Below are 16,779 nucleotides of genomic sequence, written 5' to 3'. Positions count from 1 at the left end.
AAATTATGATTTAAGAAGCTCTTTGCGAAGGCTTACCATGTCAAATATATCAGCAGAGCCGTCCTCATTCATGTCCGCAAGCTCAGACTGCTTTTGGGTGAACTCCTCCCGTCCCAGCAGGTATTGGCTCATGAACACAAGGTCGGCAGTATTTACGGAGCCGTCCATATTTACATCGCCCCGTCCGTACTCGGTCTTATTGAAAGTGCAGACCAGAGTTACTGCTTTATCAGCGGTAACGGTTATGGTCGCGGAGTCGGAGCTGACTGCTCCCGACCAGCCTGCAAAGGTGTAGCCATCGGCAGGCTTTGCTGTAATGGTTACCGTCTTTCCGCTGTCAAAGGAGCCTGTCCAGACGCCGCCCGAAAATGCAGCATCGGCAGAGTTCACGGAAAGTGAGCCCATACCCTGCGCCGTAACGGTCACAGTTGCGGTATTCTTTGATAAGCCGAGATAGTTCTGCATATCCTCAACGGCGTATTCTGCACGGCGCTTGAAGAATGTTCGCATTTTCTCCATTTCGTTGTGGTAATAGCTCCTCTGCTGTGACAGGAAGGTATTATAGTCGGAATTTGGTCTGCCGTTGTTCCAGCGCCATGCGGTCATGGTCATGTAGTCCATGTACCTGTTTTCCTCGTCGTCAAGCTCAGCCGTCATCTTAGATGGCTCGAATACGGAATATGCATATGAGTAAAATCTGTCAGCAAACTGCTGTCTGAACTGAGGATTTTTCAGAAGTCCCGCAAAAATGGATGTGGGCATACCCTTCAGTGAATTGTCCATCTTGCGGAAGCTGTCGTACTGATAGCCCTCAACTCCGCCGAAGCTCTGATAGGTCAGTCCCACGGAGTAGTCGAAATCAAAGGAGCCGAATCTCCACTTGCCGTCGCTGTAAGGATTTCCCTCTATGGCTTCGCCGCTGTTTCTCCACATGAGGTAGTTGTGGTTGGGCCAGTCCCATGTGCCGAGATACAGACCTGCGCAGTAGCAGTCAATAAGACTCTCCACATCTACCTTTGAGGTCACATACTCATAGTTGGCGGCAGAGGTCATATCGTTTTTGCGGCAGAACTCTCCCAGAGCCTCAAGCTCCTCAAGGTCGCTGTCGGTGCCCTCCTCCACCTCGCCGTTCTTTATCATGACAACATTCTCGGCAGGCACACCGTAGTTGGACTGTATGTAATAGTCCGAGGACTTTTCTATTATTTCGTACATTCCCCAGAGCTCGCCGTCGATGAACAGCATACACCTGTCGCTGTCATAGGTGGCAAGTGAGGGGATATCGCAGAGGGAGGAGTGTACCACACGCTCTCTCATCCTGTCCACCCACGCCACAGCTCTCAGGCTGAATGAGTCGTAGCGCTTAACGGTCTTTCCGTCATCGGCGGCGTAATTGTCGTCAATGAGCTTATAATCAAGCTTTGAGTCACCGTATTCGCTGCGCGCATAGACATTGAAGCTCTTGGTCTGACTGTTCCTTGTGGAAGCACCCTTGATGCGTATTCCCATTTTCTGTGAGAAGCCCAGCTCACCGTCCTTAAAGTAGGTGATGTCAGCCTCGCGCTCCCACTCCTTGCCCTTTGAGAAGAAATTGGCAACGTTATCCGTGTCCCATTCGCTCTTTCTCGGGTCATAATCGGGACTATTCTTCCAGTCGAGATACTGCTGACCTGCAACATAGATGCCCTTGTCCTTGTCGAACAGGTTATCGGGGTCGGTGACCAGTGACACTACGGGTATCGCCGAATAATAGGCAAGTTTGTCATCGCTCATGACGAAGAATGTCTTGGTGACGACTCTGCTGAATGAGCCGTCCTCCGACTTTGAAGCCGCCCTGACGACAGTCGCCTTGTCAAACTTCTCGGGATTGGCGTTAAAACGCTGATTAAGGGTAACTGAATAGGGACTGTTGTCCTGATGCTGATACTTGCTGTACACATTCTCGTCGATGCTCCTGTCGTACATTGGCACAGCGCCGCTGTATACAATGGCGGTCTCGGATGTGGTGGGGTCGGAGCCGTCAAGGGTGTAGTATACGGTGTCGGAGGAACTTATGGTCAGCTCGTTCACGCTGCCTGCGCTGTAAAAGCCCGACTCCAGCGAGAAAACAGGCTCGGCAGGGGCAGTGCGGTTGGCAGCGGCAGGCGTGGGAGCCATGACTGCGAAGCTGCTGCCGCCGTCGGGAGTACGTCCGTAGGTGGTGTCCTCTGCAAGTGCAGGCACCTCGACGGTCTGGAGCATGGTGCCGTCGGAAGCCGACAGCACAAGGGTCTCGCCCGATTTGCTCAGCGCAAAGCCCGTGTTCAGTTCGGTGAGCTGATCCTTGCTGGCAGCCAGCAGAAGATGCTCCCCCCTTTTTATGACAGTGCCCGACGGAAAAACGAACTTCATGGGCGCATCGGCGCTGTCCGACAATCCGAAGCCCGAAAGGTCAATGTCCTCGCTGCCGCCGTTATACAGCTCTATCCAGTCGGAAGCCTTACCGAGACTGTCGGTGAAGCTGCTCTTGTTCTGGGTGCAGACCTCGTTTATCCAAAGCCCTGCCACATCCTGCTCAGCCGCGGCAAAGGCTGCAATACAGGGCATTGAAGCCATCATGATGACGGCTGCGGCAAGGCTTCCCATTTTTTTAATAAATTTCATAAAAATACCCCTCTCCGTATTTAATGATAAACTTATTATATCATATCCCACATTTTACTTCAATATTTTTGTCTAAATTGAACAACTGAAATTTCGGGCTGTTTTTTGGTGATGCTGTATAAGCCCGATACTTCCGAAAGTAATAAAATTCAGTAAAAAACATATATATTGTAAATAAGTACGCTGTTATAAAAATATCGCAGGATAGTAAAATAAAAACCTCAGAACCCGTCCCCTTTTCGGCATCAAAACTGCCGTGCGGAAAATCCCCCGAATAATCAGTCATTTTGTCCACTTTTTCGGCGCTATGTGAGTTGACTTTTGTAGCAAAATGACAGTATAATGATATTATCAGAAAAAATAATGTTTTATTTTACCAAATCATTATTCAGGGGGAATTAAAATGAAAAACAACTTGATCCGCAGACTGGTCTCAGTCTGCTCTGCCGCGGCAGTAGTTTGCTCCGCCGGCAGCAGCCTTCCCACAGGCAGCCTTGGAGCTAACGCTGCCAAGGCTGATATAGAGGACTTCTCTATATCCGATGTGACCATGACCGACGACTACTGCACCAACGCATTCAGCAAGGAACTGGACTACCTGCTGTCCTTCGACACCGAAAAGCTCCTTGCAGGCTTCCGCGAGAACGCAGGACTCAGCACCAACGGTGCCACACGCTACGGCGGCTGGGAGAACACCAACATCGCAGGTCACTGCGTGGGACACTACCTCACCGCTCTGGCGCAGGCTTATCAGAATCCCAACATCACCTCACAGCAGAAGGACGCCATCTATAAGCGCATTACCACTCTCATCGACGGCATGAAGACCTGCCAGCAGCACCCACGCGGCAAGACAGGCTTCCTGTGGGCGGCTCCCGTGCCATCCGACGGCAATGTGGAGCGGCAGTTCGACCGCGTAGAGGTGGGAAAAGCCAATATCTTCGATGACGCATGGGTGCCGTGGTATACCATGCACAAGCTCATCGCCGGCATAGTTGACGTATACAACGCCACGGGCTATGCCCCTGCAAAGGAGGTAGGCTCCTCACTGGGTGACTGGGTCTACAACAGAGTGAGCAGGTGGAGCTCACAGACAAGGAATACCGTCCTTTCTATCGAATACGGCGGCATGAACGACTGCCTCTACGACCTCTACGCCATAACAGGCAAGGATAATCATGCAGCAGCGGCTCATGTGTTCGATGAGGACGCACTCTTCCAGAAGGTAGCTCAGGGAGGACGGGACGTACTCAACAACCGCCACGCCAACACCACTATCCCCAAGTTCATCGGCGCCCTCAAGCGTTATACCGTCCTTGACGGCAGGACCGTCAACGGTCAGCAGGTGGACGCCTCCGCATACCTCAGATACGCAGAGGATTTCTGGGACATGGTAACCACTCACCACACCTACATCACAGGCGGCAACAGCGAATGGGAGCACTTCGGCAAGGACGACATCCTCGATGCCGAGCGTACCAACTGCAACTGCGAGACCTGCAACTCCTACAATATGCTGAAGCTGTCCCGTGAGCTGTTCAAGATAACTCACGACAGCAAGTATATGGATTTCTACGAGAACACCTACTACAACTCCATACTCTCCTCACAGAACCCCGAAACAGGTATGACCACCTACTTCCAGCCTATGGCTACGGGCTTTTTCAAGGTGTACAGCACACGCTGGGACAAGTTCTGGTGCTGTACGGGAAGCGGCATGGAGAGCTTCACAAAGCTGGGCGACACCATATATATGCACGATGACAACACCCTCTACGTCAACTTCTACCAGAGCTCCATACTGGACTGGGCTGAAAAGAATGTAAGGATTACTCAGGAGAGCTCCATTCCCGAAGGAGCTTCCGTAAAGTTCACCGTAAGCGGCAGTTCCGACCTTGACCTGCGCTTCCGCATACCCGACTGGATAGACGGCACCATGGGCGTTACGGTCAACGGCAGCAGGTACAGCTACAAGACCGTGAACGGCTATGCCGACGTTTCGGGAGACTTCTCCGACGGCGACGTTATCGAGCTCACCGTTCCCTCAAAGGTAAGGGCTTATCCCCTGCCCGATGCTCCCGATGTATACGGCTTCAAATACGGACCTCTGGTACTCAGCGCAGAGCTGGGCAAGGAGGACATGAAGACCGACAGCACAGGTATGTGGGTAACTATCCCCAAGGAGAAAAAGGTGGCGAGCGAGACCATAAGGATATCAAAGCAGGGACAGTCCGTGGCTTCCTTCATGGCTGAGATAAACGACCATCTCGTCCGCAGCGGCGACGGTCTCAGCTTCACCCTCAATGATACCAATACCAAGCTGGTGTTCACTCCTCATTATAAGCAATATCAGCAGCGCTACGGCATCTACTGGAAGTTCGTTCCCAACGGTACTGTTATAGAGGAGAAGCTTCCCCGCGCAAAGACCACCATCACCGATACGGTACAGCCGGGCTACGGTCAGTACGAGAGCGACCAGCTCCACGCAATGGTGGAGACAGGCACAGTGGGCGTCACCAACGACAGCACCTACCGCTATGTGGAAAAGGACGGCTGGTTCACATACAGAATGGCAGTGGACGAAAGCGCTCCCCTGCTCCGTCTCCACATAAAGCTCCGCAAGGCTGACAACGGCAAGTCACTGAGGGTCCGCGTGGGCGACGCTGTCCTCTGGGCAGGAACGCTCTCATACAGCGGCAATAAGGACGTTTACGACCTGCTGCTGACCATTCCCGAGGACGTCCGTGACCGCTGCACCTATACTACAAGCGACGACGGCACCGAGAGGAGCGTCCTTGACGTTACATTCTCTCCCGACAAGGAGGGAGCAGGCTCCGCAAAGGTCTGCGACTTCATCTACATGGAGGCAGTTGCCCCCGCATACGAATACACCAATGACATCGCCTACTTCGTGGACTGCGGCGACCATAACTCCGGCACCCTCACAGGCAGGGACAGACTGGGTATGTACAACAGCGTCACCGAGCAGCTCTGCGGCGAGGACGAGGTAAGCGGCAAAAAGTGGGGACTCATAGACGACTCCACCGACCGGTACAACGGCTCAACAAAGAGCGGCGGTCTCTATACAGCCAATACATGGTGCGACGAGGCAAATACCACCGACGGTGCAGACAAGTCAAACAGCTTCCGCTACACCAAGAACCAGTACGAGAACAATATCGCCCGCCACCTTGATTACAGCTTTGAGCTTCCCAACGGCACCTACTCCGTGGAGATGTGCTTCTGCGACCCGTGGGGCTGTTCAAAGTCTCCCACGGCATATGCAAACTACGGAAAGAGCTCGGAATCTGTCATAGTAAGCAATGCTCCCACGGACAAGACTGCCGTAAGCGGCAATGTAAAAGTCACCGACGGCGAGCTGACAGTGAACCTCCGCTCAGAGGACAAGGCGATAAACCTCTGCTATATCATTATCCGTCCCCTTGACACAGAGGGCGCTTCCACAAAGGGCAGAAAGGGCGACATAAACCTTGACGGCGAGGTCAATGTCTCCGATGCAGTGCTCATGCAGAAGTATATCCTCGGCAGCTCCGCTCTCACAGGCGAGCAGGCTTATGCAGCCGATATCATCTCCGATGCAGCTCCCGATGTGTTTGACATGGCAGCTCTCAGAAGAATGCTCATCGCATAATAACAGCAAAAACAAAAGCCGCAGTATCTCACGAGGGAGGTGCTGCGGCTTTTTTGTGTCTGTACAGTAATATGGACTTGACAGAAGATAAAATAGTCATTCCGCCGAATTGAAAATATTTTTTCCAATGATGTAACAGAATGTGCAAAGAGTGCGAAAATAATAATAGAAACAAAAACGGCACAGTCCGTGAATAAACTTTACAGGAGAGATAATTATGAAAAAGACTATCGCACTTACACTGGCAATGGCAGCAATGCTCTGCGGCTGCGAAGAAATGCCGGATAACGTAAGCTCACTTGCTTTGGCTCCCAAGGCTACAACAGCAGCTACAGCTCCACAGGAGACAACAGCTGCCGATACAAAGGGAGATACAGCTGTTGCTGCTTCCACTACCACCGCAGCTGCTGACGATAACAAGACCGCCGAGACCGCACAGGAGACCACCGCAGCAGCCGTGACCGAGGCAGCTCCCGAAGCGGACAGCAGTGTTTCCGCAGACAGCAGCTCATCACTGCACAACGATCCCTTTGAAGGATATTATGTTGACCAGAACGACAGCAGCTACTCCCTCTCCATCGATCTGAAGGGCGATACCTACTATGTCAGCATCTCACACAAGCTCAGCGACAATGAGTCCTACTCATGGTTCTTTACGGGTATTTTCAGCGGCAGACAGGTGCTTGAATACACAAACGGCATAAAGAACCGCGTGTCCATCGGTGAGGACGGCTCTGTCTCCACAACTGCCGAATATACAGACGGCACAGGCAATATCCATATCACGGCAAAGGACGAAAACAACGGCATGGCATGGCTTGACAACAAGGAAGATGCAGGAGCTTACCTCTACTTCGTAAAGCAGTGATCTAAGCGCATCACACCTCCCCTTTTGCACATCCCCTTACATTTTTTTGCAGTTTTGAGCATAAGATTTCGTTATAATGACTACTGCTCAATTAATTGACACAAGTGCCGCGATGTGGTATACTAAAAGAAAAAAACATCTGCCGCTGTCTCAGCAGGCGGATACAGCACTTTTTCTTAGGGAGATATGTATATGAAAGAAGCTTTGATCATCATCGACGTTCAAAACGACTACTTCGAGGGCGGAGCCTGCGAGCTCCACAACCCGAGACAGGCTGAGGAGCGCATTGCCGAGCTCATCAGCGAGAGCCGCCGCATAGGCAGGCACATTATCTACATACGCCACATCAACCCCGATGACGAGACTTTCTTTAACGAAGGGACCTACGGCTGCGAGATATCCGACCGCATAAAGCCTCTTCCCACAGACATTGTTATCAATAAGTACTGCCCCAACAGCTTCCTCGGTACCGAGCTCAATGACTGCCTCCGCAGTCTCGGGGTGGAAAAGCTCATAGTATGCGGCATGATGACCCATATGTGCGTTGACACCACTGTCCGCGCAGCTATGGACCACGGCTATGAGGTGTCTCTCGTTGCAGACGCCTGCGCTACTATGGACCTTGAGATAAACGGCGAGGTGATACCTGCCGAGACCGTACAGAAAACATACATCGCTTCTCTGGCAGGAATATTTGCCAAGATAGTGTGACAGAATTAAAGCAGCCGACGTTTTTCGTCGGCTGTAATATATATTGAAGGAAAGAAGGTCATGGAATGAAAGTCGCTTTTTTTGACGCAAAGCCCTACGACATCCCCTCATTCGAGAAATTCGGAGGAGAAAACGGTATCCGCTTCAAGTTCTACGAGACCAAGCTCAACGAGGACACTGCGGAGCTGGCTAAGGGCTGCGAGGCTGTGTGCGTATTCGTTAACGACACCGTCAATGCCGCTGTTATCGACAGGCTGTGCCAGCTGGGAGTAAAGACTCTGGCGCTGCGCTGTGCAGGCTACAACAATGTTGATATCAAGTACGCCAAGGACAAGATAAAGGTAGTCAGTGTACCTGCCTACTCCCCCTATGCAGTTGCCGAACACGCTATGGCGCTGCTGCTGACGTCCATACGCCGCGTACACAAGGCATATATCCGCACAAGAGACCACAACTTCTCACTGAACGGACTTACAGGATTTGATCTTCACGGCAAGACCGTAGGCGTTGTGGGAACAGGTAAGATAGGACGCATCTTCATCAATATCTGCCGCGGCTTCGGCATGAACGTCATCGCCTATGATAAGTTTCCCGCAAAGGACAGCGGTATCGAGTACGTTGAGCTTGACGAGCTTTTCAGCCGCAGCGACATCATCTCATTCCACTGCCCTCTTACCGACGAGACCTATCACCTTATCGACGAAAAGTCGGTTGACAAGCTGAAAAAGGGCGTTGTCATCGTCAATACCTCAAGAGGCGCCCTCATCGACGCAGAGGCTCTCCTTGAGGGCATAAAAGCCCGTAAGATAGGCGCTGCCTGCCTTGACGTATACGAGGAGGAAGCCGATGTTTTCTTTCAGGACTTCTCGGGACACATCATCGCCGACGATACTCTCGCCCGTCTTATTTCCATGCCAAACGTTATCGTAACTTCTCATCAGGCATTCCTCACAGAGGAAGCTCTCAGCAATATCGCCGAGACCACTGTGAACAACATCATCACCTGTCACAAGGGTGAGGAGTGCCCCAATGAGCTCCGTATATGAGGTGGATAATATGCTTACAGAAAAGACCGTTTTACTTGGAGTAACAAGCTCCATAGCCATTTACAAGACCTGCAACCTCGCCCGTATGCTGACAAAGCTGGGTGCGGATGTACACGTTGCAATGACACCCAACTCGCTCAATTTCGTACACCCCCTGACATTCGAGACTCTTACTCAGCACAAGTGCCTCATCGACACCTTTGACCGCAACTTCGAGTACAGCGTGGAGCACGTTTCAATCGCCAAGAAGGCAGATGTGGTCATGATAGCTCCTGCCTCTGCCAACGTCATAGGCAAGATAGCAAACGGAATTGCCGACGATATGCTGACCACCACGGTCATGGCTTGCACCTGCAAGAAGATAATCGCTCCTGCCATGAACCATAATATGTTCCACAACCCCATAGTTCAGGACAATCTTGACAAGCTGAGAAAGTTCGGCTATGAGATAGTGGAGCCTGTCCGCGGTATGCTGGCAAACCGCGATATCGGCGACGGAAAGCTCCCCGACGAGGAGACTCTGCTGGAGTACATCGTCCGCGAGGCTGCCTATGAGAAGGACCTTGCAGGCAAGCGCATACTCATCACCGCAGGCGCTACCCGTGAGAGCATCGACCCCGTCCGCTTTATCTCCAACCACTCCAGCGGCAAGATGGGCTTTGCACTTGCAAGAGCAGCAATGCTCCGCGGCGCAGAGGTCACGGTAGTCGCCGCACATACCGATGTGGAGCCCCCCATGTTCGTGAATGTGGTCCCCGTTAGGTCTGCGGAGGATATGTTTAATGCCGTAAGGGAGCGCCTTGATGATACCGATATCATCATAAAGGCTGCCGCCGTAGCGGATTATACTCCCGTTACCACTGCCGAAAGCAAGATAAAGAAGTCTGACGGTGATATGAGCATACCTCTGAAGCGTACCACGGACATACTCGCCTATATCGGCGAGCACCGCCGCGAGGGGCAGGTGGTCTGCGGCTTCTCCATGGAGACCGACAACGTCATCGAGAACTCCCGTAAGAAGCTTACCAAGAAGAACTGCGATATGATATGCGCCAACTCTCTGAAAAAGGCAGGCTCGGGCTTCGGCACCGACACCAATATCATCACCATGATAACCAAGGACGGCGACGAGGAGATGGAGCTCATGTCCAAGTTTGATGCCGCAAATATAATCCTGAGCAGGCTCAGGAGCCTTTCCGAAAAGTAATGACAGGCGGTGACAGCGGCTTCGTCTTCAAGGACGATATGAGCAGAAAGAGCAAGATAACTCTTGTTGCAGTATTTCTCGGTCTGGCAGCTATATTTTTCCTGCTGACCATCTTCGTTGACTGCCTCACAAGCAGTCTGGAGAAAAAATGCACAGGCACGGTCTATGGCGTTGTGACAGATGTTAAGACAGAACACTACAATGACAGCTATTACTTAAACGGCAGGGAAAAAAATCGTACCAAGACCCGCAATATATACACTATAACCGTGGAGAACGACGATATTTTCAAATACCCGACCCTCTCCTCCTCAGATACATCACTGAGCGTGGGCAGCAGGGTAACTATCCACTACGACCCGAATGACACCGCTCTTTTCTACTTTAATGAGACTGAGGACAGCATAAATGCATTAGGCATCACATTCACGGCCCTTGGCTGTATATGTCTTATAGTCGGACTTGTGCTGCTCTTTGCCTTTTTCATTCTCAGAAAATACCGCGAAAGTCAGTTATATTAGCATAAAAAAGACCTCCGTGAGATACGGAGGTCTTTTTTATTGCTGTTTTATCAGTTTGCCTTAGATGATGAGCTCTCGTACTCGTCATAGTACTTCTTGATGTTGTCCATCATTTCGTTGAACTCTTCCTCAGTCATGTAGTCCTTGTAGTCCTCGTACTTGAAGCTGTCGGGATCAAACTGGAAGTCGAAATCATCATAATCGTCGTCGTCATCATCAAAGTCGAAATCATCATCGTCATCATCGAAATCGAAATCATCATCGTCGTCGTCGAAATCGAAATCGTCATCATCAAAGTCGATGCTGCCGTAGTCTAACTCGTCGTATACTTCCTCTGTGATAGCCTCAGCATACTTGTCTGCGTACTTGCTGTCAATGCCTGCCTTTGTAAGGAGACCCTGCATGAAGCTGTTGAACTCGTCCTTTGAAGCATATTCCTCAAAGTCAGGAGCTTCCTCGCTATCCATATCGATCATGAATGCGCCGCCCTTGTCGGGAATGTCGATATCTGCATTATAGTCAACAGAGTAATCAAATGTGAGCTTTCCGTAGTTAGTGCCGTCGATAACGATGTCACTGCTTACGCTCTGACCGTCCTTGTCAGCGCTGCAGCTGATAACGAAAGGAGCTGTATCGGGGATATTCACTGTGAAGTCACCGTTGAAGTAGCCCTTCTCCTCGTCTACGATCTCAACGTCCTCAAAGAGTACGGAAACTGTTACGGGAGTTACCTCCTTCTGATAATCGTCGTCAACGTAGTTGTATGAAACATCACTGTATGTGAGCTCGATGTCGCCTGTGTACTTCTTGTGGTTCTCCTCGGCTGTGAGCTTTACCGAGAACTGCTCCTCGCCGTCCTCTGTGAATGAGAACTCACCGCGGATGCTGTCGCCGTCCTTGCCCATAACAGCAGTGAAAGCGCCCTCGTCATTATAGAACTTCAGACCGCGGATAGTACCTGTGCCGTCGATATATGTATCGATGCTCATAACGACCTCTTTATCGTCATAATAGTCGCCCTTGAGGTCTTCCTTGATATCGTCTATCTCATCGTCGATGCTTGACTCGAACTCATCCTTGTCCACAACGTCAAGCTTGTCCGTCAGGATATCCTTTACAATCTTGTCGTCACGGAGCTCCTTGAGGAACTCGACCTCAAGCTTAGCAGCGTCCTTTTCTGTGAGCTCTACTGTAGCGACTGTGTAGTTTACGGTGATATCGCAGATATCCACCTCTTCCTTCTTCTCCAGCTCTACATCGTCTGCAAAGCTTGACCATACTGCCGCATATCTGTTGACCTCGGTCTCAACATCCTCGGGTGAGAGGAATGACTCGGGGTCCTTCAGGATATCCTTGTACGCAGCTGTGGGATCACTGTCAAGACCTGCCTCCTCAACAATACCCTCAAGCATCTTGCCGTACTCGATACCGATCCACTGATCCTTCAGCTCGGGGATACGGAAGAAATAATCGGCAGCATCTCCGTCGCCGACGATATCTGCACCGACAACACGGTCGCCGTTAAGGTCAAAGCCTACATTAGCGTCGATATTGCCTTTTTTGCTTGCACATTTTGCGCTGACAGAGAATTTTTCATTCTTGTCGATAATGTCTATAAGGGACGAGATTTCTTCGTTATCGGAGTCTCTGTAGTCACCGAATATCTCATCCTTCAGAAGTTCCTTTGTGTCATCCGTAGGCTCGAATGTTACCTTAAAGTCTACAGTCTGTCCTTTTTTGTACTTGTCAAGTCCCTTTTTGTAAGCCTCGCTTACTGATTCACCGATGGTCTTTGAATTGTTTTCAGTCACCCAAGCATAATACTTCTCGGGAGAGCTTACGCGAAGCTTCACCTGATTTTTGACAGTATCGGAAACGCCGTAAGCAGCAGCGCCGCCTCCGACGATAACAGCTGCTGATATACCCCCGATCATCGCTGCTTTCTTGCCCTTGCTCTTCTTTGTAACAGGCTCAACGCCTGATACGCTGAATTCTTCGTTGAGAGACTGATTTTCGTAGTTGTTCTGATCGTTGTTAAACATTCAGATCCCCTCCTGTAAAATATCATTGTGAGCATATAGCCCCATATGATAATATTATCACAAAGCTTTGCAAAAGTCAATAATGCAGCGTGTTTTGTATTCATGCTGTAATCTTTCCATCACGAATAGTTCACAATTAATCGGGCATAATATCCTTGCCCGAAAGGGTAAATACTCACAAAGAGGTGTTTATCATGGATGATAAGAAGAAAAACAAGAGCATCAAATGCGACGTATCCCAGTGCCGTCACAACCTTGTGACAGAGAATTACTGCTCTCTCGACTGCATTTCCGTAGGCACACATGAGGACGATCCCACAGTGCCGGAATGTACCGACTGCAACTCATTCGTAAAGCGCACAGGCTGCTGCAGCTGAGCACAGGGCAAAAAAATAAGCAGTTCCTCATATGGAACTGCTTATCTGCCTTTTGTTAGATCACTCAGCGTTAGGAGCGCCTACAGGACATACTCCTGCACAAGCACCGCACTCAACGCAAGCGTCTGCATCGATAACGTACTTTCCGTCGCCCTCAGAGATAGCGCCAACAGGACACTCACCTGCACAAGCACCGCAAGCTACGCAATCATCAGAAATAATATATGCCATATACATACACCTCCGTGTTATTCGGGAGCAGTGCTCCTCGTTATTTATATTGTAGCATATCCATGTCAAAAATCAAGGCTTTTTTGTTAGTATCCGCTTACATTTACACCTGTCAAACCGCGTAAAATCGCCGAAAGAAAGCCTGAGAGTCAGACTCTCAGGCTTTAAATTTCATCTTATTTTCATTATCGTATCACAAAGCATCATGCCTTGTTTTTCTTTGCAGCCTTCTTCTCTGCCTTCTGCTGCCTGCTGTCCTTTATCTCTGCACAGGCGGCTCCCGCAGCCACCCAGAACACAGGTGCGAAGGGGATGCTGCTGCATCCTATGAGATAAACGAGGACTCCGCCGAGAGCGAGTATGAACACGGTGAATGACTCTGCCGTAGCTCGTCTGCGGAAAGCCTTCAAGCCGAGTATGACTGCCGAGAGAACTGTCAGCACGAGGAATATGGCTGATGTGACACCTCTTGTGGCAGCTGTGTAGAGGTACTCGTTGTAGACCTTGTCGAAAACGCCTCTCTGTGAGGAGATAAGGTCGCCGAAATCGGTGTATTTGCCTGCGTCCTCCTGAGACACTCTGATGAGGGCGAATGCCAGCTGGTCGGGACCCGTTCCCGTAAGCGAATTGTGCTCGATAACGTCCATGGTCCTGTCATTGAGGTACATATATACGTCATAGGTGTCGTCTATATCGACTACATCGGGATTGAATGTACCCGAGGATGAAGCTCTCATATAGCCGTCAGCCCACCAGAGTATCCTTCCGTCGTACAGTCTGTACGAGTCGATATTGCCGATAGCTCCCGCAAATACAAGGGCAATTGCCGCTGCCGCACCTGCTATGCTGCAAGGAACGCCAACGAGCTTCTTTTTAGGAGCTTTCAGTGCGAATACCGCTGCTATTGCAGAGATAAGAGCAAAGGCAAGTCCAAAGAAGCCGATGAACGAATAGGTGAACATCATCACGAATGAGAACAGAACTGCACACACCAGCATACCGATGCTGCGCTTCCTGTCCTCTGAGGAGATGAAGCTGATAAGTGCGGCAGAAAGCGAAAGTGTCAGCACCATCGCAAGGAACAGGGGCGACATTGAAAGACCGGAAGCCGCATTTGCCTTTATGTCTATATATACACTCCTGTAATGGCTGAGCTGTCCCGAGAATATCTGTATGAGACCCACGATACTGTTGAGAAGTCCCACACCCACAACACCGTCGATAACGGTCTTGACGGCGCTCTCACGCTTCAGTGCCGACGCCGAGACGAAGAAGCAGAAATAGAAGATAAGTGCAAGGAGTCCCTCACCTCTTTCGGGGAAACCGTAGAATGAGATTCCCAGATCAACGCCCTTGATGAGGGAGAACACTCCCCAGAGCTCCATGATGAGCATAGCTCCCATGGGGATAATGAACCGTTTGCTGATGTACTTCTTCATAATGGCGATTATGGCGATTATCATGGCGATAACGCCGCCTGCTACGAGACCGCCTGCCGAAAAGGCATAGGTAGCCTTGTCCGTTATCTCGGGGACGAGAGTGAACAGCGGAGTCATCAGCATAGCTATTGCAAGTCCCCTTGAAGCCAGCTTTGAGAACTGTTCCTCGGTCATATTGAGTATGAAATTTGATTTTTCGGATGAATGGAATATGGTTTTTGGCATTTATCTCTTTCCTTTCTGCCTTTTGCAGAATTTATTTAGGTGAAACGGTAACTGTATAGCTGTCGCCGTTCTTTTCTCCAACGGTGATGATGAAGTCCGTAGGAACATTCTCAGCTCCCGTGGACAGGTCGTACCATGCAAAGCCCGGAGTATTGCCGTCCACACGGTTTCCTCTGCGTAGGAGATTGTCCTTGTCGCCGTCGTTGACCAGTCTTATGTAGCGTATACCGTCATCGTAGTTGGTCATTTCGTCGTTGCCGCTCTCGTACATGAAGAACTTCCGCCAGCCGTCGTCAGCCTCGGTGGTATTCACATGGAGCAGTCTTACGCCGCTTCCCGTAGGTCTCCACCAGAAGTAGTCGTCCACCTGACTGTTATTGCCGTCAAGAGTGGTATATTCAAGTATGAAGTACTCCGACTTGTACTTGCTGTTGAGCTCACCTCTCGGGATTATAAGGCAGTTGCCCTCGTCGGTCTGACCGTTGATGAGCTTAAAGGTCTGAGCGCCCTTTGCAGGGTCATAGACCTGTATCTGGTCCTTTCTGTACCAGCCCAGCATGAGCTTGGAAACTGAGCTGAAGTCCGAGAAAGCCTCGTCCATGAGGTCATAGCCTGCCGAGCCGTGAAGTCCCTCAAAATCATCCTTATTATAGAGATAATAGTCGGGAAGTCCCATACAGTGACCCATTTCATGGAGATATGTGGAAACGAAGTCGGTATAGTCATTGTCGCCCTTTACAGAAGCATTTCCCGTAATGACATGGCCAATGGACATACCGTCCACCTTCATCCAGTAGTTTCCGCCGAAGCCGCCTGCACAGGGCCACCACTCGTCATCGCCTGCGCTCTTTGGAACGCAGAACAGTATAGCGTCGATGATCTTGTCGTTGTCGGCATCGAACTGCGAGTAATCGATGGTGCTGTCCATAGCCTTTATGACCTCGGTGGTGAAGTCCGCCTTATAGACATCGCCCTCATAGCTGGACTTGTTCTTCTTACAGGTATACCTGTAAGACTTTCCGCTGAGGTTCATCTGTCCCTTTGAGGCTCTTGAATAGAACGCCGAGAAACTCTCGAAGGGATACTGAGTCGAAGAAGTGTTTTCGGGTCCGAATGCCATCTCGTCAAGACGGTCGGTAGTCGGCATATAGTCGAATTTGCAGTCGGGGAAGTCAACATAGAAAATGACCAGCTTTGAGTCCCCCTGTGACGGCAGAGTGCCGTACATATCGTATATTGGCGCAGGGATGAATTCCCTGTTGGGCTGAGTGGTGGTAGTAGTTGTGGTGGTGGTAGTAGTTGTTGTAGTCGTGGTAGTAGTTGTGGTGGTTGTTGTTGTCTCATACCAGCGATATATCTCGTCCTTTGGCGAAACAGAGATGACATTCCGTCTCAGGCTCGCAAGGTCGAGTGAGTCGACAACTCCGTCGCGGTCGAGGTCTGCCTTCTGAATGACATTCTTTCCCACAGCCGCGCCTGCCGAGGAAAGGTTGTTCTTGTCCGTTACGCTGCCTATAGCGTAGTAGGCGCTGCCGATGTTGTAGGTGCTCTTGTCAGAGAGCTTCTCCTTGCCGAGGAGATGTCTTGAAAGTGTGATAATGTCCGCAACGTTAACGGCTCCGTCGCCGTTAAGGTCGCCCATTCTGTCGACCTGCCGCCATTCTGCGCCCGCAGAGGCAGGAATCGCCGCAGCAGCCATGAGTGCCGCAAAGGCTGCCGAAGTGAGCCATTTTAAAAATGACCTTTTTTTCATTATAATACCCCCTTCGTGTTTTACACGAACATTTTGTTCTGAAGACATGAGGATAAGTTATCTT

12 protein-coding genes are annotated in these 16,779 nt (G+C 50.6%); 7 read left to right on the top strand and 5 right to left on the bottom strand.

The window, feature by feature from the left end:
- Positions 1 to 3: 3 nt before the first annotated feature.
- Positions 4 to 2,643 (bottom strand): CotH kinase family protein, encoded by a 2,640-nt coding sequence (locus tag DSZ37_RS11695; protein ID WP_109727077.1) that lies wholly within the window; start codon positions 2,641 to 2,643, stop codon positions 4 to 6.
- 403 nt (positions 2,644 to 3,046) lie between these two features.
- On the opposite strand from DSZ37_RS11695, the gene DSZ37_RS11685 reads away from it, so the two are divergent.
- From DSZ37_RS11685 to DSZ37_RS11660, 6 genes are all read left to right on the top strand, one after another.
- Positions 3,047 to 6,295 (top strand): beta-L-arabinofuranosidase domain-containing protein, encoded by a 3,249-nt coding sequence (locus DSZ37_RS11685; RefSeq protein ID WP_109727075.1) that lies wholly within the window; start codon positions 3,047 to 3,049, stop codon positions 6,293 to 6,295.
- Between the two features lie 217 nt (positions 6,296 to 6,512).
- Entirely contained in the window at positions 6,513 to 7,163 is a 651-nt protein-coding gene (locus DSZ37_RS11680) for a hypothetical protein (RefSeq protein ID WP_109727074.1), read from the top strand.
- A gap of 192 nt (positions 7,164 to 7,355) precedes the next feature.
- Complete coding sequence (locus DSZ37_RS11675) at positions 7,356 to 7,874, top strand: cysteine hydrolase family protein (protein WP_109727073.1); 519 nt, start codon at positions 7,356 to 7,358, stop codon at positions 7,872 to 7,874.
- A gap of 65 nt (positions 7,875 to 7,939) precedes the next feature.
- Positions 7,940 to 8,920 carry a 2-hydroxyacid dehydrogenase gene (locus tag DSZ37_RS11670; RefSeq protein WP_109727072.1) on the top strand — a complete coding sequence of 327 codons (981 nt, stop codon included), beginning with the start codon at positions 7,940 to 7,942 and terminating at the stop codon, positions 8,918 to 8,920.
- Positions 8,921 to 8,930: 10 nt separating this feature from the next.
- Positions 8,931 to 10,127, top strand: a complete 1,197-nt coding sequence (gene coaBC, locus DSZ37_RS11665; protein ID WP_109727153.1) for a bifunctional phosphopantothenoylcysteine decarboxylase/phosphopantothenate--cysteine ligase CoaBC — start codon at positions 8,931 to 8,933, stop codon at positions 10,125 to 10,127.
- On the top strand, positions 10,127 to 10,648 hold the full coding sequence (locus tag DSZ37_RS11660) for a DUF3592 domain-containing protein (RefSeq protein ID WP_109727071.1): 522 nt from the start codon (positions 10,127 to 10,129) through the stop codon (positions 10,646 to 10,648). The genes coaBC and DSZ37_RS11660 overlap by 1 nt, the downstream gene beginning before the upstream one ends.
- 50 nt (positions 10,649 to 10,698) lie before the next feature.
- Here DSZ37_RS11660 and DSZ37_RS17755 read toward each other — a convergent pair whose 3' ends face one another.
- A complete protein-coding gene (locus DSZ37_RS17755; protein WP_109727070.1) occupies positions 10,699 to 12,690 on the bottom strand; it encodes a DUF6583 family protein in 1,992 nt (663 codons plus the stop codon).
- 194 nt (positions 12,691 to 12,884) lie between these two features.
- On the opposite strand from DSZ37_RS17755, the gene DSZ37_RS11650 reads away from it, so the two are divergent.
- Entirely contained in the window at positions 12,885 to 13,067 is a 183-nt protein-coding gene (locus DSZ37_RS11650; RefSeq protein WP_109727069.1) for a DUF1540 domain-containing protein, read from the top strand.
- A gap of 60 nt (positions 13,068 to 13,127) precedes the next feature.
- Here DSZ37_RS11650 and DSZ37_RS11645 read toward each other — a convergent pair whose 3' ends face one another.
- The 3 genes from DSZ37_RS11645 to DSZ37_RS17750 form a co-directional block, all read right to left on the bottom strand.
- Entirely contained in the window at positions 13,128 to 13,298 is a 171-nt protein-coding gene (locus DSZ37_RS11645) for a DUF362 domain-containing protein (RefSeq protein ID WP_019680871.1), read from the bottom strand.
- A 203-nt stretch (positions 13,299 to 13,501) separates the two neighbouring features.
- Positions 13,502 to 14,962, bottom strand: a complete 1,461-nt coding sequence (locus DSZ37_RS11640) for a hypothetical protein (protein WP_109727068.1) — start codon at positions 14,960 to 14,962, stop codon at positions 13,502 to 13,504.
- A gap of 31 nt (positions 14,963 to 14,993) precedes the next feature.
- Entirely contained in the window at positions 14,994 to 16,715 is a 1,722-nt protein-coding gene (locus DSZ37_RS17750; RefSeq protein WP_181380307.1) for a dockerin type I domain-containing protein, read from the bottom strand.
- Between the last annotated feature and the right edge of the window lie 64 nt (positions 16,716 to 16,779).

Origin of the sequence: Ruminococcus flavefaciens, assembly GCF_900116855.1 — a bacterium.
Taxonomy (GTDB): Bacteria; Bacillota; Clostridia; order Oscillospirales; family Ruminococcaceae; genus Ruminococcus; species Ruminococcus flavefaciens_R.
Note: the sequence above shows the minus strand (reverse complement) of the source record. Positions and strands in the feature narration are given on the sequence as shown.

Bases quoted from the DNA above. Each gene is read 5' to 3' on its own strand.
- DSZ37_RS11650 (WP_109727069.1), top strand. From the start codon at position 12,885: ATGGATGATAAGAAGAAAAACAAGAGCATCAAATGCGACGTATCCCAG.
- DSZ37_RS11675 (WP_109727073.1), top strand. From the start codon at position 7,356: ATGAAAGAAGCTTTGATCATCATCGACGTTCAAAACGACTACTTCGAG.
- DSZ37_RS11680 (WP_109727074.1), top strand. From the start codon at position 6,513: ATGAAAAAGACTATCGCACTTACACTGGCAATGGCAGCAATGCTCTGC.
- DSZ37_RS17750 (WP_181380307.1), bottom strand. From the start codon at position 16,715: ATGAAAAAAAGGTCATTTTTAAAATGGCTCACTTCGGCAGCCTTTGCG.
- DSZ37_RS11685 (WP_109727075.1), top strand. From the start codon at position 3,047: ATGAAAAACAACTTGATCCGCAGACTGGTCTCAGTCTGCTCTGCCGCG.
- DSZ37_RS11645 (WP_019680871.1), bottom strand. From the start codon at position 13,298: ATGGCATATATTATTTCTGATGATTGCGTAGCTTGCGGTGCTTGTGCA.
- DSZ37_RS11640 (WP_109727068.1), bottom strand. From the start codon at position 14,962: ATGCCAAAAACCATATTCCATTCATCCGAAAAATCAAATTTCATACTC.
- DSZ37_RS17755 (WP_109727070.1), bottom strand. From the start codon at position 12,690: ATGTTTAACAACGATCAGAACAACTACGAAAATCAGTCTCTCAACGAA.
- DSZ37_RS11670 (WP_109727072.1), top strand. From the start codon at position 7,940: ATGAAAGTCGCTTTTTTTGACGCAAAGCCCTACGACATCCCCTCATTC.
- coaBC (WP_109727153.1), top strand. From the start codon at position 8,931: ATGCTTACAGAAAAGACCGTTTTACTTGGAGTAACAAGCTCCATAGCC.
- DSZ37_RS11660 (WP_109727071.1), top strand. From the start codon at position 10,127: ATGACAGGCGGTGACAGCGGCTTCGTCTTCAAGGACGATATGAGCAGA.
- DSZ37_RS11695 (WP_109727077.1), bottom strand. From the start codon at position 2,643: ATGAAATTTATTAAAAAAATGGGAAGCCTTGCCGCAGCCGTCATCATG.